The sequence below is a fragment of the Kitasatospora sp. NPDC005748 genome, assembly GCF_040630735.1.
In the GTDB taxonomy this organism is placed as follows: Bacteria; Actinomycetota; Actinomycetes; order Streptomycetales; family Streptomycetaceae; genus Kitasatospora.
Map to the genome: position 1 here is coordinate 197,300 of NZ_JBEXYD010000001.1, position 18,601 is coordinate 215,900.

17 protein-coding genes and 1 pseudogene are annotated in these 18,601 nt (G+C 74.6%); 6 read left to right on the plus strand and 12 right to left on the minus strand.

From position 1 onward, the window contains the following. Nucleotides 1-7 precede the first annotated feature (7 nt). The 3 genes from ABZ495_RS00745 to manA all read left to right on the plus strand — a co-directional run bounded on the left by ABZ495_RS00745 (nt 8) and on the right by manA (nt 5,479). Nucleotides 8-3,058 (plus strand): glycoside hydrolase family 38 C-terminal domain-containing protein, encoded by a 3,051-nt coding sequence (locus tag ABZ495_RS00745; protein ID WP_359803924.1) that lies wholly within the window; start codon nt 8-10, stop codon nt 3,056-3,058. Nucleotides 3,059-3,199: 141 nt separating this feature from the next. Next, nucleotides 3,200-4,189 (plus strand): ROK family protein, encoded by a 990-nt coding sequence (locus tag ABZ495_RS00750; RefSeq protein WP_359833749.1) that lies wholly within the window; start codon nt 3,200-3,202, stop codon nt 4,187-4,189. Between the two features lie 33 nt (nt 4,190-4,222). Next, nucleotides 4,223-5,479 carry a mannose-6-phosphate isomerase, class I gene (manA, locus tag ABZ495_RS00755; RefSeq protein ID WP_359833751.1) on the plus strand — a complete coding sequence of 419 codons (1,257 nt, stop codon included), beginning with the start codon at nt 4,223-4,225 and terminating at the stop codon, nt 5,477-5,479. A 467-nt stretch (nt 5,480-5,946) separates the two neighbouring features. Here the strand turns inward: manA and ABZ495_RS00760 are convergent, their stop codons facing one another. From ABZ495_RS00760 to ABZ495_RS00780, 5 genes are all read right to left on the minus strand, one after another. Then, on the minus strand, nt 5,947-6,597 hold the full coding sequence (locus ABZ495_RS00760; RefSeq protein ID WP_359833753.1) for a thioesterase family protein: 651 nt from the start codon (nt 6,595-6,597) through the stop codon (nt 5,947-5,949). Beyond that, the gene (locus tag ABZ495_RS00765; protein ID WP_329486396.1) at nt 6,483-6,806 is read right to left on the minus strand and encodes a hypothetical protein; all 324 of its coding nucleotides are present in this window, start codon (nt 6,804-6,806) and stop codon (nt 6,483-6,485) included. Before ABZ495_RS00765 ends, ABZ495_RS00760 begins: the two co-directional genes overlap by 115 nt. Before the next feature lie 231 nt (nt 6,807-7,037). After that, a complete protein-coding gene (locus ABZ495_RS00770) occupies nt 7,038-7,883 on the minus strand; it encodes a DUF6528 family protein (RefSeq protein ID WP_359833755.1) in 846 nt (281 codons plus the stop codon). Nucleotides 7,884-8,126: 243 nt separating this feature from the next. Then, a complete protein-coding gene (locus ABZ495_RS00775; RefSeq protein ID WP_359833756.1) occupies nt 8,127-9,539 on the minus strand; it encodes an FAD-binding oxidoreductase in 1,413 nt (470 codons plus the stop codon). Nucleotides 9,540-9,983: 444 nt separating this feature from the next. Continuing rightward, nucleotides 9,984-10,487 (minus strand): cysteine/serine endopeptidase inhibitor, encoded by a 504-nt coding sequence (locus tag ABZ495_RS00780; protein WP_329486399.1) that lies wholly within the window; start codon nt 10,485-10,487, stop codon nt 9,984-9,986. Between the two features lie 292 nt (nt 10,488-10,779). On the opposite strand from ABZ495_RS00780, the gene ABZ495_RS00785 reads away from it, so the two are divergent. Beyond that, on the plus strand, nt 10,780-11,037 hold the full coding sequence (locus tag ABZ495_RS00785) for a hypothetical protein (protein WP_359803917.1): 258 nt from the start codon (nt 10,780-10,782) through the stop codon (nt 11,035-11,037). Nucleotides 11,038-11,111: 74 nt separating this feature from the next. Here ABZ495_RS00785 and ABZ495_RS00790 read toward each other — a convergent pair whose 3' ends face one another. After that, nucleotides 11,112-11,942: an SMP-30/gluconolactonase/LRE family protein gene (locus ABZ495_RS00790; RefSeq protein ID WP_359803916.1), complete on the minus strand. Its 831-nt coding sequence runs from the start codon at nt 11,940-11,942 to the stop codon at nt 11,112-11,114. Between the two features lie 281 nt (nt 11,943-12,223). Between ABZ495_RS00790 and ABZ495_RS00795 the strand changes: the two genes are divergently transcribed. Beyond that, on the plus strand, nt 12,224-13,129 hold the full coding sequence (locus ABZ495_RS00795) for a hypothetical protein (protein WP_359833758.1): 906 nt from the start codon (nt 12,224-12,226) through the stop codon (nt 13,127-13,129). A 364-nt stretch (nt 13,130-13,493) separates the two neighbouring features. Here ABZ495_RS00795 and ABZ495_RS00800 read toward each other — a convergent pair whose 3' ends face one another. From ABZ495_RS00800 to ABZ495_RS00815, 4 genes and pseudogenes are all read right to left on the minus strand, one after another. Continuing rightward, nucleotides 13,494-13,622 carry a hypothetical protein gene (locus ABZ495_RS00800; RefSeq protein ID WP_359803914.1) on the minus strand — a complete coding sequence of 43 codons (129 nt, stop codon included), beginning with the start codon at nt 13,620-13,622 and terminating at the stop codon, nt 13,494-13,496. 39 nt (nt 13,623-13,661) lie between these two features. Further along, nucleotides 13,662-14,522 carry a metallophosphoesterase gene (locus ABZ495_RS00805; protein WP_359803913.1) on the minus strand — a complete coding sequence of 287 codons (861 nt, stop codon included), beginning with the start codon at nt 14,520-14,522 and terminating at the stop codon, nt 13,662-13,664. Nucleotides 14,523-14,716: 194 nt separating this feature from the next. Beyond that, the gene (gene bla / locus ABZ495_RS00810; RefSeq protein ID WP_359803912.1) at nt 14,717-15,643 is read right to left on the minus strand and encodes a class A beta-lactamase; all 927 of its coding nucleotides are present in this window, start codon (nt 15,641-15,643) and stop codon (nt 14,717-14,719) included. 132 nt (nt 15,644-15,775) lie between these two features. Then, a pseudogene (locus ABZ495_RS00815) lies at nt 15,776-16,108 on the minus strand (Uma2 family endonuclease); the annotation flags it as partial. Nucleotides 16,109-16,197: 89 nt separating this feature from the next. On the opposite strand from ABZ495_RS00815, the gene ABZ495_RS00820 reads away from it, so the two are divergent. Further along, nucleotides 16,198-16,863 carry a 4'-phosphopantetheinyl transferase superfamily protein gene (locus ABZ495_RS00820; protein ID WP_329492031.1) on the plus strand — a complete coding sequence of 222 codons (666 nt, stop codon included), beginning with the start codon at nt 16,198-16,200 and terminating at the stop codon, nt 16,861-16,863. 115 nt (nt 16,864-16,978) lie between these two features. Here the strand turns inward: ABZ495_RS00820 and ABZ495_RS00825 are convergent, their stop codons facing one another. Further along, the gene (locus tag ABZ495_RS00825; RefSeq protein ID WP_329486410.1) at nt 16,979-17,206 is read right to left on the minus strand and encodes a hypothetical protein; all 228 of its coding nucleotides are present in this window, start codon (nt 17,204-17,206) and stop codon (nt 16,979-16,981) included. 393 nt (nt 17,207-17,599) lie between these two features. Continuing rightward, nucleotides 17,600-18,547 (minus strand): polysaccharide deacetylase family protein, encoded by a 948-nt coding sequence (locus ABZ495_RS00830; RefSeq protein WP_359833760.1) that lies wholly within the window; start codon nt 18,545-18,547, stop codon nt 17,600-17,602. Between the last annotated feature and the right edge of the window lie 54 nt (nt 18,548-18,601).

Consider the following 18,601-nt stretch of genomic DNA (forward strand, 5'->3'; position numbering starts at 1 on the left):
TGCTGACATGCACGATGACCGCAGCCTGGTCGAGTCCCGCCTCAAGCGGGTCCTGGAGGAGCGCATCCGACCGGCGCTCTACCCGGAGTCCGTCCCGCTGGAGGTCACGGTCTGGACCGCGCCCGGCGAGCCCGTCCCGGTCGCCGAGGGCCTCGCCGCGCCGCGCACCCCGATCGCCGTCGGCGACGCCTGGGGCGCCCCGTGGAGCACCAGCTGGATCACCGTCGCGGGTACCGTGCCCGAGGCGTGGGCCGGGCGGACCGTCGAGGCGCTGATCGACCTCGGCTTCGACGCCAACATGCCCGGCTTCCAGTGCGAGGGCCTGGTCTACCGCCCGGACGGCAGCCCGGTGAAGGGCCTCAACCCGCAGAACCAGTGGGTGCGGATCGCCGCCCCCGCGGCCGGCGGCGAGCAGGTGCTGCTGCACGTCGAGGCCGCCGCCAACCCGGTGATCCTCGACTACCACCCCTTCCTGCCGACCGAGCTCGGCGACAAGGACACCGCCGGCGACCGGCCGCAGTACAAGCTGGCCCGGATGGACCTCGCGGTCTTCGACGAGACGGTCTGGCAGCTCGTCATGGACCTGGAGGTGCTGGGCGAGCTGATGGAGGAGCTGCCGGTCGACGGCGCCCGCCGCTGGGACGTGCTGCGCGCCGTCGAGCGGTCCCTGGACGCGATCGACCTCCAGGACGTCAACGGCACCGCGGCCGCCGCCCGGGAGCAGCTGGCCGGCGTGCTGGCCTCGCCGGCCGTGCCCTCCGCGCACCGGATCAGCGCGGTCGGCCACGCGCACATCGACTCGGCCTGGCTCTGGCCGCTGCGCGAGACCGTCCGCAAGGTCGCCCGCACCACCGCCAACATGACGGCGCTGCTGGAGGACGAGCCCGACTTCGTCTACACCATGTCGCAGGCGCAGCAGTACGCCTGGATCAAGGAGCACCGGCCCGAGGTCTACGCGCGGGTCAAGAAGGCCGTCGCCGAGGGCCGGTTCGTGCCGGCCGGCGGCATGTGGGTGGAGTCCGACACCAACATGCCCGGTTCGGAGGCGATGGCGCGGCAGTTCGTCCACGGCAAGCGGTTCTTCCTGGAGGAGTTCGGGGTCGAGAACCAGGAGGCGTGGCTGCCGGACACCTTCGGCTTCACCGGCGGGCTGCCGCAGATCATCCGCAACGCGGGCTCCAAGTGGCTGCTGACCCAGAAGATCTCGTGGAGCCAGGTCAACAAGTTCCCGCACCACACCTTCCTCTGGGAGGGCATCGACGGGACGCGGATCTTCACCCACTTCCCGCCCGTGGACACCTACAACTGCTCCATGAAGGGCAAGGAGATCGCGCACGCCGCGCGGAACTTCAAGGACAAGGGCGTGGCCCGGCACTCGATCGCCCCGACCGGCTGGGGTGACGGCGGCGGCGGCACCACCCGCGAGATGATCGCCAAGGCGGCCCGGCTGCGGGACCTGGAGGGTTCGGCCACGGTCCGCTGGGAGCGGCCGGCCGAGTTCTTCGAGAAGGCCGAGGCCGAGTACCCGAACCCGCCGGTCTGGGTCGGCGAGCTGTACCTGGAGCTGCACCGGGCCACCCTGACCAGCCAGGCCAAGACCAAGCAGGGCAACCGCCGCAGCGAGAACCTGCTGCGCGAGGCCGAGCTGTGGTGCGCCACCGCCGCGCTGCGCACCGGGCTGGCGTACCCGTACGAGGAGCTGGACCGGATCTGGAAGACGGTGCTGCTGCACCAGTTCCACGACATCCTGCCCGGCTCGTCGATCGCCTGGGTCCACCGGGAGGCCGAGGCGACGTACGCGGCGCTCGGCGAGGAGCTGGAGGCGCTGATCGAGCGGGCCCAGCAGGCCCTGGCCGGGGACCGGGCGGGCGGGCGCGAGCTGGTGTTCAACGGCGCCCCGCACACCCGCTCGGCGGCGCCCGCCGGCGGCGCGGCGCCGGCCTCGGCGGCACCCGCGGACGGCTGCGCGGTCACCGCGCGGGCGGGCGGCGGGTTCGTGCTGGAGAACGGCCTGCTGTCCGTCACGGTGGACGGCGAGGGCCTGGTCGTCTCGGCGGTGGACCTCGCCACCGGGCGCGAGACGGTGGCCCCCGGCGAACGCGCCAACCTGCTCCAGCTGCACCCGGACTTCCCGAACATGTGGGACGCCTGGGACGTGGACCAGTTCTACCGCAACTCCGTCACCGACCTGACCGGGGTGGACGCGCTCACCGTGTCGCTCGCCGCACCGGACGCGGTCGCCGTCCGGGTGGCCCGCTCCTTCGGCTCCTCCACGGTGGTCCAGACGCTGACCCTGCGCGCGGGCGCCCGGCGGCTGGACATCGACACCGAGGTGGACTGGCACGAGACGGAGAAGTTCCTCAAGGCGGCCTTCCCGCTGGACGTGCACACCGAGCGGTACGCCGCCGAGACCCAGTTCGGCCACCTCTACCGGCCCACCCACACCAACACCAGCTGGGAGGCGGCCAAGTTCGAGGCCTGCAACCACCGCTTCGTCCACCTGGACGAGCCGGGCTGGGGCGTCGCGCTGGTCACCGCCTCCACCTACGGCCACGACGTCACCCGCACGGTCCGCGCGGCGGACGGCGGCACCACGACCACGGTGCGGTTCTCGCTGCTGCGCGCCCCGCGCTTCCCCGACCCGCAGACCGACCAGGGCCTGCACCGGTTCCGGCACGCCCTGGTGCCGGGCGCCGGGATCGCCGACGCCGTCCGCGAGGGCTACCTGATCAGCCTGCCCGAGCGGCGGGTGACCGGCACCGCCGACGCCGTCCGGCCGCTGGTGGAGCTGGACGAGGACGCCCTGGTGGTCAGCGCCGTCAAGCTGGCCGACGACGGCAGCGGGGACGTGGTCGTCCGCGTCTACGAGGCCAACGGCGGCCGCGCCCGGGGCCGGCTCACGACCTCGTTCCCGCTGGCCGGGGCGGTGCCCTGCGACCTGCTGGAGCGGCCGTGGGACGGCACCCGCGGCTCGGTGACGGTGAGCGGCGACGGCGTCGAGCTGGCCCTGCGGCCGTTCGAGCTGGTCACGCTGCGCCTGACGGCCGCCGCGGGCTGACGCCCCGGTCCGGCCCGGCGGGTGCCCGCCCGACGCCGTCCGTCCGGGCGTCCCGCGGGCCCGCCCGGGCCGGACCTACCCTGCCCCTGTGCCCCCGCCCGCCCGGGCGGGGGCCCCGTCCCCGGTTCTGGAGCCCCTGCGATGACCGCCGCCCCGCCCGTCCGCCCGCTGTTCGCCGCCCTCGACATCGGCGGGACGAAGATCGCCGGGGCGCTCGTCGACGAACGCGGGGAGCTCTCCCACCGACTCCAACTGCCCACTCCCGCCGCGCGGTCCGGCGCGGCCGTGCTGGCCGTGGTGCACCAGGTGCTCGACCGGCTCGCCACCGCGCCCGGCTGGGCCGCGGTGACCGCCGTCGGCATCGGCAGCGCCGGGCCGGTGGACCTCAGGCACGGCACCGTCAGCCCGGTCAACATCCCCGGCTGGCGGGCGTTCCCGCTGGTCGCCGAAGTCGCCGCGCACCCCGCCGTGGCCGGGGCCGCCGTCCCGGTGGCGCTGGCCGGGGACGGCGTCGCGATGGCGGCCGCCGAGCAGTGGCGCGGCGCCGCGCGCGACGCCGCCAACGCGCTCTGCCTGGTGGTCTCCACCGGGGTCGGCGCCGGGCTGGTCCTGGACGGCGCGGTGCGGCCCGGCCCCAGCGGCAACGCGGGCCACCTCGGTCACATCAGCGTCGACCTGGACGGCGACCCGTGCCCCTGCGGCTCGCGCGGCTGCCTGGAGGGGATCGCCTCCGGTCCGGCGATCGCCCGGCGGGCCGTGGCCCGGGGCTGGCGCCCGTCGAACGGGGGCGAGGACCGCTCGGCGCGCGCCGTCGCCGCCGACGCGCTGGCCGGCGATCCGGTCGCGCTCGCCTCCTTCGACCGGGCCGCCCAGGCGCTGGCCGCCGGGATCGCCGCCACCGCCGCCCTGGTCGACCTCGACCGGGTGGTGATCGGCGGCGGGGTCGCCGCCGCCGGCGCCCCGCTGTTCGACCCGCTCGCCCGCCACCTCGACCGGTACGCCGCGCTGCCCTACGTCCGGGGCCTCGACGTCCGCCGCGCCGAACTCGGCACCGACGCGGGCCTGATCGGCGCGGCGGCGCTCTGCCGACCGGCGCCGGCGGGGTGTCAGGCACTCCCGGGCCCGCTGTAGCCACCCCGTCGGCCCCCTCAGGAGAGGCCCCGCATGCCCGCACCCACCCGTCCCCCGTTCGCCCCGCTCCTCAACCCCGTCCGCGGCTACGCGTGGGGGTCCGTCACCGCCATCCCCGCGCTCACCGGCGCCCCGCCCACCGGCGAACCGCAGGCCGAGCTCTGGATGGGTGCCCACCCGTCCGCGCCCTCGCTGCGGGACGACGGCGCGGACGCGGGCCCCCGCCCGCTGGACCGGCTGATCGCCGAGGACCCGGACGGCGAGCTCGGGCCGGACACCGTGAAGCGGTTCGGGCCGCGACTCCCCTTCCTGTTCAAGGTGCTGGCCGCCGACCGGGCGCTCTCGCTCCAGGTGCACCCGACCCGGGCGCAGGCCGAGGTCGGCTTCGCCGCCGAGGAGGCCCGCGGCATCCCCCGGGACGCCCCGCGGCGGATCTTCCGGGACCGCGGTCACAAGCCCGAACTGATCTGCGCCCTCGGCGACTTCGAGGCACTCTGCGGGTTCCGACCGGCGCCCGCCACGGCCGGGCTGCTGGACGCGCTGGCCGTCCCGCCGCTCACCCCCTGGGTCACCGCGCTGCGCGACCGGCCGGCCGAGGAGGTGCTGCCCGCGATGCTGCGGCACGTCCTGGAGGACGTCCGCCCCGGGCCGGCCGAGCTCGCCGCCGTGGGCGCGGCACTGCGGCGAGTCGCCGCCGGCGGCGGACCGTACGCCGCCGCCTGCGCCGCCTACGCGCGGGCGGCCCGGGACTACCCCGGCGACCCGGGCCTGGTCGCCGCGCTGCTGCTGAACCACGTCCGGCTCGGGGCGGGCCAGGCCCTGGCGCTGGACGCCGGGGTGCCGCATGCCTATCTGCACGGTCTGGGAGTCGAGTTGATGGCCAACTCGGACAATGTGCTGCGCTGCGGCCTCACCGCCAAGCACATCGACGTGGACGGGCTGCTGGCGGTGACCTCGTTCCGGACCGGTGAGCCCCCCGTGCTCACCGCCTCCCCTGCCGCCGGGCCCCCCGCGGACGGCTCGGGGGCCGGTCGGGGGATCGAGGAGGTCTTCCCGTCACCGGCCGAGGAGTTCCGGCTCTCCCGGCTGCGGCCCACCGCCACCCCCACCGGGATCGACCTGACCGCGCCGCAGATCCTGCTCTGTACGGCCGGGCGGGCCCGGCTGCGGAGCGCCGCGGGCCACACCCTCGACCTGCGGCCGGGCGGATCGGCCTACCTGCGGCCGACCGGCGACCCGGTCCTCCTGACGGGCGCCGGCGCGGAGCTGTTTCGCGCCACGACCGGCTGAGCGGCGCGGGCGACCCACCGGACGGTCCACGGGAGACCCACCGGGTGAGCACCGGACGACCCACCGGGTGAGCACCGGGCGGCTCCCACGGCCGCTTCCGGCCGCCGCCTCGTCGGGTTGTCGGGAGCGCGGCAGCCGGTCGGCGCCCCGGTCGGGTGCTCCGCAGTCGGCGGCGCCATTGCCGCCGCTGCCCACCCCACCGCCGCCGTCCTCGCCGCGGCCGCCCCCGTACCCGCCGCCCTCGCGTCGGCCACGACGATCGCGGCCCGGCCAGGCGCCCGGCGGTGTCCGCGGGCTCGGCCGCCGCGGCCTCGCCCCCCGGTCCTGCCCGCGCTGCGGGTCATGCTCGTCCTATGGCCCAGTGGGCCCTGTCCCGGACGCGTCCGTGGTCCCGGACGCCCTGGATGTGCTGGATGTGCTGACTGTGCTGGATGCCGGCAGCGTCATCGGTGCCGGCATCGCCGCCGTCAGCGCGCCGAGGCGCGACAGCGTCGGCGGGCGCGGAGCGCCGAGCTGGGCAGCGGGCTGCGCGATGCCGACACCGGCACCCGCTGTGACGGCGCCGAGGCCGTCGCCTCGACCGCCTCGCCCGGGACGAACGCCGAGAGAAATCGGCGCTCGGACTGGCTGAGTTTACGGGAACGGCCCGATTCGCGGTCCCGGGCGACCACCACGGTGCGCGCCCGCATATAGGTGAGCGGATCGCGGCAGACATTCACCACCACATGCGCGGAACTCCGGCCCAGCCGCTCCACGGTCAGCCGTACCAGCAATGGCTCCGGCTGGTGGTGCAACTGTTCCAGGTAATCGATCTCGTGCCGTGCGATCAGGAATCCGGACGGAAAGAGGGATTCCCGGACGGCGACCTTGTGGTGGCAGAAGAGGTCGTAAATCCCCTCCTGGACGTAGGAGACCAGCCGGGCGTTGTTGATGTGCCCGTTCTCGTCCACGTCGCTCCACCGAGTGGGGCAGGTCAGGACGTGCGCGTTGGAGTGCGGCGCGCTCACGGCTTCTTCAGCCCGGCATCGCCCTGGCCGCCCGCTCCGGCGGGCAGCAGCGCCCGCCGCAACCGGGCGTAGTAAACGGCGTGTTCGGACGCCATCCGGGCCGCCGTCCACCCCTCCTCGGCGGCCTCGGCGGCAGCCTGGACGACCAGGCTGTCCAGCACCCCGTCGACGGCCCGGCAGAGGTCGGCGACCGCCGCCAGGCGCTCGGGGACGTCGGAGCCGCCGGCCCCGCCCCGGGCCGGGAAGGCCGCGAGGGAGTCCACGGCGAGCCGCAGCTCGTCCACGGCGACCGGCCGGATTTCCGAAATGCTATTACCCATGAGTTTCTCCCGAATTAGCTGAGGCATTCGTCGGATGCGTTCGAACGGACCGGTGCGGCACACACGCAAGCGAGGTACCCCCCGGTGCACTGGACGCTATCCCAGGCTGGGCACCGCATACGAGGTTTGGGCGGCCGCAGGGGAAACTGCCCACCATTGGAGTAGTTTGCCGGGGCATAAAATCTGCCGCATCAGCCGAATGCCACCCCGGGCCGTCACCCTGAGCGACCGTCACCCGCTCCAACCGGCCCACCAGCGCGCCTTGTACACCTGCGTACCGCGCAGGGTCCGGGCACCGTCCGGACCGTGGAGTGCCAGGACGGAGGTGCACCAGGAGCAGGCCCCCGCATGGTCGGGGGCGGCGGTGAGCAGCCGCCCGGTGCCGGGTTCGTCGCCGACGCTCTTGATGTCACGCTCCGCGGCCTCGTCGGCGAACCGCACCCGGGTGAAGCGCCCGCCGGCCGGGTCGAACTGCCACAGGTGCTCGGCGGTGCTCACCCAGAACCGGCCCGGCGCGGCGAGCACCGGCGCGAGGTCGTGCCCGCCCGGCTCCGGCAGCGGGATACTCCGGGCGGCCGTGAGCACCGGCGCGGCCGGTGTGCCGCCCACCCGGAGCGCGGTGAGTTCGTCGTCCCCCACCGCCCAGAGCAGCCGGGTGCGCCCGTCCCACTGGACGCCGTGCGCGCCCTTGAGCGGGTACACCGCGTGGACGGTGCTGCGCGGCCCCCGCGAGGCGGCGTAGAGCCGGACCCACCCGCCCGTGCTGGCCGCGACGGCGACGTTGCCGTCCGGCAGCAGCTCCACGCTGTGCGGGTTGGCGCCGCCGGTGTCGGCGGCCCAGTAGGTGCCGCCGGTCGCGGTGTCGACCACCGCCACCAGCCCGCCGCTGGCGGTGGTCAGCAGGTAGCGCCGGCCGCCGCGCACCCGGCTCTTCGCCTCGTCCGGCATCGACCAGCTGTGCACCGGGGTGAGATCGGCGAGGTCCGCCGCGCGGTCCGCGCTCCAGGACCACACCACCGGCAGCCGGCCAGGTCCCCGATAGGCCATCAGCTCCTCGGCGCTCTGCAGCAGGAGCACGCTGCGTGATCCCTGATCCACCACCACGACCGCCCAGCCCGGCCGCACCGGCAGGGCCGAGGCCGTCGGCGCACCGAGCCCCAGTGACACGGCCAGCCCCACCAGTCCCACTCGCCACCTGCGCACCCGGACCGTCCCTCCGCCGCCTCGACCCCGGGACCACCGTGCGTCGTGGCGACCGCCGCTGCCACCGCGGCACGCCCGAACGGCCGCCGGGAGCACGGCCGCTCGGTCGCCCCCCGGTCAGTGCCGTCCGGAGATGGCGTCCGCCAGCCGGGCGAGCGGTGAGCCGGTGGCCCGGCCGGTGGACTCCTGGCGGTCGGCGGCGTGGTACGCGGCGTAGAGGGCGTGCACACCGAGCCAGCGCAGCGGCTCCGGCTCCCAGCGGCGCACCCGGTGGCCGACCCAGGGCAGCCGGGCGAGCTCGGTGTCACGGCCGAGGACGAGGTCGCGCAGGGTGCGGCCGGCCAGGTTGGCGGTGGTGACCCCGCTGCCCACGTACCCGCCGGCCCAGCCGAGCCCGGAGGCGCGGTCGAGGTCCACGGTGGCGCACCAGTCGCGGGGGACGCCGAGCACCCCGGCCCAGGCGTGGTCGATCCGGGCACCGGCGGCCGCCGGGAAGAAGCTGTCGAGGATCTCGCGCAGCTGCCGGACGGTGGCCGGCTGGGTGGTCCCGTCCGCGTCGGTGCGCGAGCCGTACCGGTAGGGGACGCCGCGCCCGCCGAGCGCGATCCGGTCGTCCGCGGTGCGCTGCGCGTACATGTAGGCATGGGCGAAGTCGCCGAGGACTTCGCGGCCGGTCCAGCCGGTCCGGGCCCAGAAGGACTCCGGCAGCGGTTCGGTGGCGATCATCGCGGAGTTCATCGGCAGCCAGGTCCGCCGCTCGCCCCGGAGCCCGGCGGTGAACCCCTCGGTGGCGCGCAGCACGTGGTCGGCGGTGACGGTGCCGTGCGGGGTGACGGCGCGGGCCCGGCGGCCGGCGCCGCCCGGTTCGACGGCGGTGACCGGCGTCCGCTCGTGGACGCGGACGCCCAGACCCGCCACCACCTCGGCGAGCCCGCGGGCCAGCTTGGCGGGCTGGACGCGCGCGCCGTAGGGCGTCCAGGTGCCGCCGAGGGTGCCGGCGATCCGGATGCGCTCACCGGTCTCGGCCGCGGTCAGCAGCCGGACGCGGTCCGCGCCGAAGGAGCGCTCGGCCGTCGCGAAGGCCTGCAACCGGGCCAGCTGGGCCGGGGTCCGGGCGACCTCCAGGACGCCGCCCCGGACGAGGTCCGCCTCGATGCGCTCGGCGGCGACGGTGTCGGCCACCTCGCCGACCGCCTCGTCCATCACCCGCTGCATGGCGGCGGCCGGCCCGGCCCCGTACCGGCGGGCGAAGGCCGACCGGCCGGCGAACCCGTTGTAGAGCCACCCGCCGTTGCGCCCCGAGGCGCCGTAGCCGCAGAACCGGCGCTCCAGCACGGTGATCCGCAGTCCGGGGTCGGCCTTCTTGAGGTAGTAGGCGGTCCAGAGCCCGGTGTACCCGCCACCGACGATGCACACGTCCGCGTCCGCGTCGCCCGGCAGCGCGGGCCGGGGCTCGGGCAGTCCGGTCTGCGCGTACCAGAAGGAGACGCGGCCGTTGACGGCCGGGGATTCGTCGCCGGTGCGGTCCACGGGAACCTGCCTTCGCTCGGTGGTCTCCCCGGACGCTATGCCGCGGCGGTGCGCCGCGACCACCGACACGGTGGCAGGATCCGCGCACCCCGCCCTGCACACTGTCAGAGCCTCCGACCTGTCAGAGCCTCCGACCTGTCAGAGCCTCCGACGCCGGCCCGGTCGACAACTCTGGTTACCTCACGGGATTTCGGCAACTATAGTTACCACCATGTCGACACCCGAGATCACCGCCCCGGAGCGGGCGGCACTCGCGCGGATCCTCCAGGGCGCCCTCGGCCCGCCCGACCCGGCCGCGCACACCGGGCGCCACCATTGCGCAGTGGACGCCGTCCAGGTGGCCCTGGCCGTCCTCGACAGCCGCAGCGGAGCGTCGCCGCGAAGTGACGGCCGCCCGCACCCGGACCGGCCGGCAGGGCGCCGACCGGTCCGGCCCGCGGCGGGTCAGCGCGAAGCGCCCGCTCCCGCGCCGATCGTCGAGCCCTCGATGGGCGCCGACAGCGGGATCGTCTCCCCGGCGAAACCGGCCTTGACGAACTGCCAGGTGAGCCCGTTGATCACGCCCTGGCCCAGTGGCGCGAACCTGGCGAAGGCCGGCTGGCTCAGGTCGAGGTGCGTGGAGTCGCAGGACGGACACTTGTCCCGGACCGGAACGGTGACCGTCTTGCCCTGATAGGTCACCTTGACCGAGATGCCCTTGCACAGCGGGTCGTTGTTCGGATTCGCCGAAGTCCACCAGGTGTGCGAGACCGCCACCAGCATCTGGTTGGACGCGTTGATCTGGGTGCCGCAGGCGCCGTAGCCGGCGTCGTTGTAGTAGGTCGCCTTGCCGGTCATCGGCTTGTTGATCGGGATCGCGGCACTGGCCGAACCCGCGGTCAGGGCGATCAGTGCGGCGGCGGCGAGCGGAGCGCCGGCCAGGATCCTGAGGTTCTTGACGACTCGCATGGTTCCCTCCGATTGTCGGTGCGGACGGCATGACCGAGTACGGGCGGGCCGGCGGACCTGCGGAAGCTCCCGAGCAGGCCGAATCGGCTTGCGGTGCAGTGGAGTTCGGGCACGTCCGAGCTACCCAGGGAAGGACCGTATGCCGGACGTCGAAGGGAGGTCCATACCTTTGACGTGTTGTCATGAACACAAAGCAGGAAGCTTTACGAAAACGGCCGAAGGCGGGACGATACGTGACCGCAGAGCGGACGACGCGTTGTCAGTTCACGCGTCCCACTCTCCGGAGGCCCCCTTGCGCATCCCGTCCCGCACGCCGTCCCGCACCCCGCTCCGCCCCGCGTTCCGCGTTCCGCTCCGCAGCGCCGCCCTCGGCGCCGCCCTGCTGGGCGCGGCCGTCCTGACCGGCGCCACCGCGACTCCGGCGGCGGCCGTGCCCCGGGAGGTGAACCAGGGCTACGTCATCCCGGTCGGCGGCATCACCGACCTCGGCGCGCTGCCCGTCCTCGGCAGCCTCGGGATGGACTTCGCCCGCCTGCTCGGGCAGTCCTGAGCCACCCGCTCAGCACCGGGCGGCCGGCCCCGGCACCGGCCGCCCGACACTCCCGCGCTCCCGCCCCCGCGCCCTCAGGCCCGGCCGCGCACCCCCGGGACGGCCAGCTCGAACAGCCGCCCGGAGAGCGGGTGTTCCTCGCTCCGGGCGGTGGTGACGAACAGCGTGTCCAGCCCCGGCCCACCGAAGGCACAGCTGGTCGTCCGCGGCGCCGGGACCTCCACGGTGTCCAGCAGCCGGCCCTCCGGCGAGAGGCAGTGCACCGCCCCGCCGTCCCAGAACGCCACCCAGAGGTTCCCGGCCTCGTCCAGGGTCATGCCGTCGGGCATCCCCGGCAGGTGGGAGACGTCCAGCGAACGGATCCGGCGGCCGACCGGGCCGTGCTCGGGGTACTCGTAGAACCCGATCCGCCGGGTCGGGGTGTCGATGTGCCAGAGCCGGTCCGGCTCGGGCCAGGCCAGGCCGTTGGGGATGGCCAGGCCGTCCAGGATCGGCCGCACCGAGCCGTCGGACTCCAGCCGGTACAGCGGCCCCGGCTGCTGCGGCCCGGTGCGCTGCATGGTGCCCGCGACCGGCCGGCCGTAAGGGTCCCGCTTCCCGTCGTTCATCCGGCGGTCCGGCCGGTCGGCCTCGACGGCGGCGAGCAGCTCCGTCCGGCCGGTCGCGGTGTCCAGCGACTCGAACCCGCGCTCGGTCGCGAGGACCGGGCTGCCCTCCGTGGCCGGCATCAACGTGCCCGGGGTGACGTCCAGTTCGAGCACCGTGAGCCGGCCGCTCGGGCGGTGGAGGGTGAGGACCTCGCGGTCCGGGATGCCGATCCAGTGGATCGACTGGGCGGCCGCATCCCAGACCGGGCCTTCACCCAGGGTGAGGCAGGGGGTGTCGGCGACGGGTTCGGCACGCATGGGCATCTCCTCGGACTGGACGGCGGGCTCGACGCGACGGACTTCCGGAAGCATCGCACCCGCCGGCCGGATCGGCGGGTGCCGGGGCGGGACGGATTCACCGGACGAGCCGCACACCGCGGTCGAACAGTGTGACGATCCGATTCCGGACAGTGACGATCGGGTTTGGGTCAGCCCCCGGCGATCACCTCCCCGGCGCCGCCGCGCACCGCCACCCTGGTCCCGGCACTCTCGCGTGCCGCACCTACAGGGGAGGGCAGTTGAGGGGCACCGCCGGCCGAGTGGACCTACTCCGCACCGAGGTCGAGAACGGCTTCACCGAACTGCGCGGCACCGGTGACGCCCTGCACACCGAACTGCTCAACGCCATCGTCGACGGCCTGCGCGACCACCGCGACGAGATCGTCACCGCGCTCACCAGGGAGCGGCATTCCGCCGAACAGGCCGACCGCGACACCCGGCGGTTGCAGCGCCGGCTCACCGAGGCGCGCGAGGAACTGCACCGCCTCCAGCTCCGGGCCGCCGAGGCCGCCCAGCCCCGACCCGAACCCGTCGACCCGCCGGATCCCACCTACCTCCCCGTGAAGGAGACGCCCGTGCCCGAGACCGCCCACGCCGAGGAGAGCAGCAGCCCGGCCCCCGGCATCACCGCCGAACAGGCGCAGCAGCTCATCGACCTGCTCGCGCGGCTCACCCCCGCCGAGGCGGCCGCGCCTGCCCCGGACCGGCCCGCCGCCGACGCGCCGCCCGTCGAGTCGGGCGGCGTCGCCGACCTCATCCCCGCCACCCTCGCCTGGCCCGCCCACGTGGCCACCCTGCTGAAGGCCGCCGCCGTCAACACCGTGGCGATCGCCTGCAACCCGCACACCTGGGAGTTCCTCGGCACGCGGGTGGAGGGCGCCGAACACTTCGACCAGCAGGAGGCCGCCCAGCGCCCCCGCGGCGCCTTCCAGGAGGACGAGGCCGACACCGTCCTCTCCGGGCGCAGCGTCATCGCCCTCCTCAACGCCCTGCGCACCACCGTCCACACGGGCACCGGCCAGGACGTCGAGACCTGGGCCCTCGCCGTCACCTGCTACGAGCGCATCGCCGAAGTCGTCAACTCCACCCGCCCGGCCCGCGACGAACACGAGTCCACCCGCCCCCGCATCGTCCTGGACGACCTCACCGCGAAGACCCCCGCCTGACCCCGCCCCCACCGGGCGGCGGCACCAGGCACGGCGTGGTGACGCTGAGCGCCAGTCGGGCGTCCCCGGTGCTGAACACCGTGGCGACGTACCGGCTCTCGGGGTGGCGGGCCGTAACGGTGGAGTTCGGCGGCGCGGTCGACGTCTCGCCATAGCCGGAGACCGTCAGCTCTCCCCCCGGAGTCAACGTCAGATGAGTGGGGGCCGCCGATTGGCGGGCGAGCCACGCATGCGCTACGTGTCGGTAAGAATACTCATTCGATACGCTCGTCACGCCTCGTTCGGCCGATCCGCTGGATTCCGGCGCCGGAGTGGGACGTCGGACCGGCCGGCTTCGCACTCCTCCGGTGGTCCGTGTCGGGGGCTACATCGGGGTGGCGAGGGGGACGGTGATCTGCTTCAGCCAGGTGTGGGTGGCGAAGTCGCGGGCCTTGAGGACGACGCGGTCGTTGTGGACCTCCACCTGGAGGCCCTGGTTGAAGGTGCCGGGCACGGCCGACTCGCCGCCCTGGCCGTTGTCGGTGTAACCGGTCTACACGGCGCCGGTGTTGACCACCGAGAAGCCGTCGAGGTTGGCGGTGCCCGGAACGACGCGGCGGACGTACCAGTCGGAGAGGCCGAGGTCCCAGTGGGTGTGGCCGCAGAAGACGAAGACGTCGCGGTGGCGGCCGAGCAGGCCGAGCAGGCGGTCCGCCTGGAGGTAGTCGTGCAGGTAGAGGTTGTTCCGGCTGCCGGAGACGGTGTTCGGCAGCGGGTGATGGGTGATCACCATGACCGGCCGGCGGCGCTGCGCCCAGTGGGTGAGCCGCTGTTCGAGCCAGGTGAACTGGGTGTCGCTGAGCCACACCTCGTCCCAGAGCTTCGGGTCGTGGAAGTGCATGTAGCGCTCGGTGCCCAGGGTCAGCACCGGGATGCCGCCGAAGACGTGCTCGGAGAAGACGGTGCTGCGGCCGGCGAAGGTGTAGAAGCTGCGGAACAGCGAGTCCTCGGTGGTGCCGTTGGGCCAGGCGGCCTGGTCCAGGGTGGCCGGGTCGCGCCACTTCGGCACGTAGAACTCGTGGTTGCCGATCGCCCAGGCGACCGTCGCCGGGTGGCTCGTCCTGGCGAACTCGGCCCGGACGGCGGCGTACTCGGCGTCGTAGCCGCGCGGGGTGATGTCACCGGCGACGGCGAGGCCGGAGGAGTCGGGGTTGGTGGACCTCATGTCACGCAGCGCCACACCGAGGTCGCCGAGGTCGCCCTGGATGTCGCTGATGACGTTGAAGGTGGTGACGGGGCCACCGGCGGAGGGCCGCGCGGCGGCCGGGGTCGCGGTGACCGCGGTGGCGGTCACGGCGGTCACGGCGGTCACGGCTCCGGCGGCGGCGGTGCTGAGCAGGGTCCTGCGGTCCACGGGTACGTCCTTCCGGGGGGAGGGCGGCGCCGTGCCGGACGGACCGGCGCGGCGCCGCCTGTGGGGATCAGACCCGTTATCTCTAAGTGATCACGCTGAACGGACCGGCGGAGACGGTGTGTATACCGCGTGAACGGCTCCCCAAGCGCCGCACCCCGGCGTGGGTCCGGGCCCGGGCCCGGACCCACGGGGTGTCAGCCCAGGGCTGCCGCCAGGAGAGCGGCCGCCTTGGCGACCAGCGGCTCGTCCGCCGCCGCGTCGGCGTCGCGCTGGGTGGACAGGACGGCCAGGACGACGGGCGTGCGGTCCGGTGTCCAGGCGATGCCGACGTCGTTGGTGGTGCCGTACTCGCCGGTGCCGGTCTTGTCCGCGAGGGTCCAGTCCTTGGGGAGTCCGGCGCGGAAGCGGGCGGTGCTGGTGGTGTTGGCGAGCAGCCAGTCGGTCAACTGCCGCCGGTCCCGCGGCGCCAGCGCGTCCCCGAGGACCAGCTTCTGGTTGGTCCGGCCGATGGCGGCCGGGGTGGTGGTGTCCGTCGTGCGCTCCGGTTCGGCGGAGTTCAGCGCGGGCTCCCACCGGTCGAGCCGCGTCACCCGGTCGCCGATGGACCGGCAGAAGCGGGTGATCGACGTCGGACCGCCGAGCTCACGGAGCAGCAGGTTGTCGGCGGCGTTGTCGCTGTAGTCGATGGCCGCGGCGCACAGCTCGGCCACGGTCATGCCGTTGGCGAGGTGCTCGGGCGTGCCCGTGATCGGGGCGTAGCCCGAGTTCTTGACGTCCTGCTCGGTGTACCGGATCCGCTTGGCGAGGTACTCGCCGCCCCGGTCGAGGTCCCGCAGGACGGCCGCGGCGGTGATCGTCTTGTGCGCGGAACAGATGGGGAAGCGCTCGTCGGCGCGGTACGTCACGGTCCGGCCCGTGACGGTGTTGCGCCCGAACACCCCGAGCCGGGCGCCGTGCTCCCGTTCCAGGTCGGCCAGGGCCCGGCCCACCGCGTCCCCACCCGCCGGAGCGAGGCCCGCCGCATGGGCCGACCCGCCAGCCGACACACCGGCGGCGAGTACCGCCCCGGCACCGAAGGCCAGCACCGCGCGACGCCCGGGGCGCCCTGCGAAGGTCTCCACGATCGCATTCTCCTCTTGTTCGGCAACGATCCTTCGGAACTCAGGACGCCCCGGCAGCCCCACCGGTTCACCCGCTTCCCAACGGATCGTCCGACGAACGGCCCCGGCCCGCCTTCACGGGGCCCGCCGGACTCAGAAGCCGGTCGTGTCCAGTACCAGCCCCAACGGGGCGGGCAGGTGCGGCGAGGTACCGAACGGATGGGGCCCTTCCACCCGGGTGTAGCCGAGCCGGCCCGGCTGCGAGAACAGCGCGCAGATGCGTTCCTGACGGTCGACCAGGAGGTGGACCGGGGCCCCGAACTGCGAGTAACGACGCCGCTTGGCGGTCCGGTCGGTCTCACCGTTCGACGGCGATGTCACTTCGACGACCAGCACGGTCTGATCCGGCAGGAGCGCGCCCTCCGTCTTCGCCAGTTCGGCGGGTACGACCGCGAGGTCCGGTACCCCCAGGGCCCGGAGAGGGTGTTCGACCGTGGTCGGGCGGCCCTCCTCCCGGGCGGGTCGGCCGGGTTAAGCTCACCGTCGTACGCATGCCACACATTCAGGGGGGACCTGTGATCGGCGAACTGCTTCCCGCGGCGGTCGTGGTGGAGACGGCCTACGACGACCCGCCGCAGGCGCGGCTGGAGCCGGCGGAGGAGGCGGTCGTCGCCCGGGCCGTCGAGACCCGGCGGCGGGAGTTCACCACCGTCCGGTACTGCGCCCGCCTCGCGCTCGGGCGGCTCGGCGTCCCGTACCGGCCGCTGGTACCCGGCCTGCGTGGCGCGCCGAGCTGGCCCGACGGGGTGGTCGGGAGCCTCACGCACTGCGCCGGTTTCCGGGGCGCGGCCGTCGCCCGGGCGGGCGAGGTCGTCTCGATCGGTATCGACGCCGAGCCGGCCGAGGCCCTGCCGGAGGGGGTGCTGGACGCCATCGCGCTGCCCGGCGAGCAGGAGCGGAACGGCAAGCTGCTCGCGGACCACCCGGGGCTGCCCTGGGACCGGCTGCTGTTCAGCGCCAAGGAGGCCGTCTACAAGGCGTGGTTCCCGCTGACCGGCGTCTTCCTGGAGTTCTCGGAGGCCGACATCACGCTGCGTCCGGACGGCACCTTCCACGCCGTCCTGCTGGTTCCGGGCCCGGTGGTGGACGGACACCGCCTCGGGGGCTTCGACGGGCGGTGGGTCGTCCGGGACGGGCTGCTCGCCACCGCGATCACCGTCCTGCCGGGGGCACGCGGCTGACCGGGGCACGCGGGTCGTACGTGGCGGCCCGGGCCGTCGGGGCCTGGGCCGTTCCGGGACTACTCGGACGGGTGGGGCCGGATCGGCCGCCTGACCTGCCGGCGGCCGGCCCGGCTCAGAGTTTGAACAGCTTGTCGTAGGGCTGCACGACTCGCACCTGGTGCGAGCCGAAGTCGACCAGGACCGCGCCCTGGCCGGCGGTCTCGGTGCTGATGATGCGGCCCAGACCGTACTGGTCGTGGGTCACGCGGTCACCGGCCTCGAACTGCTTGAGGGGCGGTGGGACCTCGCTTCGGAAGGGACTGGTGGGCAGGTGGCGTCTCGGCGCAGGTGATTTCGTCATCCCTGGAAGTATGCGCCCAGTTTGCCGTCCCCGGCCGCACCGGGCGCCGAATTCCGGGATCCGCCCGGGCCGCCGACCGTCCGGCACCGGCCCGCCGCGAGGGTGGCCGAGCGAGCGCGGCGGCCCGCCGGGGCACCCCGTTCCGGCGCCGTTCCCCCGCGTTCCGGCCCCCGTTCCTGCTCTGCTCCCGGTTGCCCCCGGCCGCCGGGCGGCTCCGCACCGGGCAGCGCCGGCGGTGGCCGCCACGCCCCGTGAGACTTCCCGTACGGGGTGGGAGAGTTCGGACGGTCGCTTGACAAAGCCGGATCCAGCCGCGGCAGCACGGGACTGGGCGCCCGGGCGAGTCGCCCCCGGTGGCTGGGAACGCGGGCGCGCCCCGGACCGGGGCGCGGCTCAGGCCAGGGCGTCGCTGAGGCGGACGAAGGTGCGCCCCTGCGCCAGCAGCGCCGGCAGGGCCGCCGCGAAGCCCGGCGCCGTCCCGCCTCCCGGGTGGTTCATATGGGCGATCACGATCGCCCCGGGCGGCGCGGCCGCCACCTCGCTGCGGACCTGGGCGGCGCTGAAGGTGGCGCCGCCGTCGCCGTTGACGGTGAAGCCGGCCACGCGTTCGCCCAGCCCGGTGACGATCCGGGTGGCGACGTCGTCGTAGTGGGCGGTGCCGGAGCGGAAGAACCGCGGCGGCCGGCCGAGCAGGGCGGTCAGCTTCGCCGCGTTGCCCGCGATCTCGTCGTACGCCTCGCCCACGTCCCGGGTGCCGGCGATCCCGTACGCGGAGCGGCCCGCGACCGAGAGCGGCCGGTGCGCCGTCCCGTGGTTGGCGATCTCGAACAGCGGGTCACCGGCCAGGGCCTCGAACTCGGCGGGGTTGGCGTCGATCCAGCGCGCGTTGAGGAAGAGCGTCGCGGGGACGCCGTTGGCCCGGAGGAGGTCGATCAGGTCCGCGTCGTAGCCGGAGCCGCCGGGGCCTCCGCAGGCGTCGAAGGTGAGCGCAGTGGTCCGTGCCCCGTCCGGCAGCCCGGTGATCACCCCGGACACCTCCAGGCCCCACTCCTCGGGCACGGCGTCCCCGTAGCGGGCCACCACCTCGGCGCGCCCGACGGCGGGCGGCCCGGCGGCGGGGGCCGGGGCTTCGGCGGTGGGCGAGGCGGTGGCCGAGGCACTGGGCGAGACAGTGGGCGAGGTGATGGCCGGTGCGGCCGGCGCGGCGGAGGCGGTGGCCGCCGCTACGGGCTGCGCCGTGGGCTGCGCCGCCGGTCCGCCCACCGCCCCGGCGAGGGGCCGGCAACCCGCCAGCGCGCCGCCCGCCGCCAGCACCAGGACCGTCCGCCGACTCAGCCCCATGCGCCCATTCCTCCGCACTCCGTCATAACGTCAGATGAACCGCCTGTCTGTTTC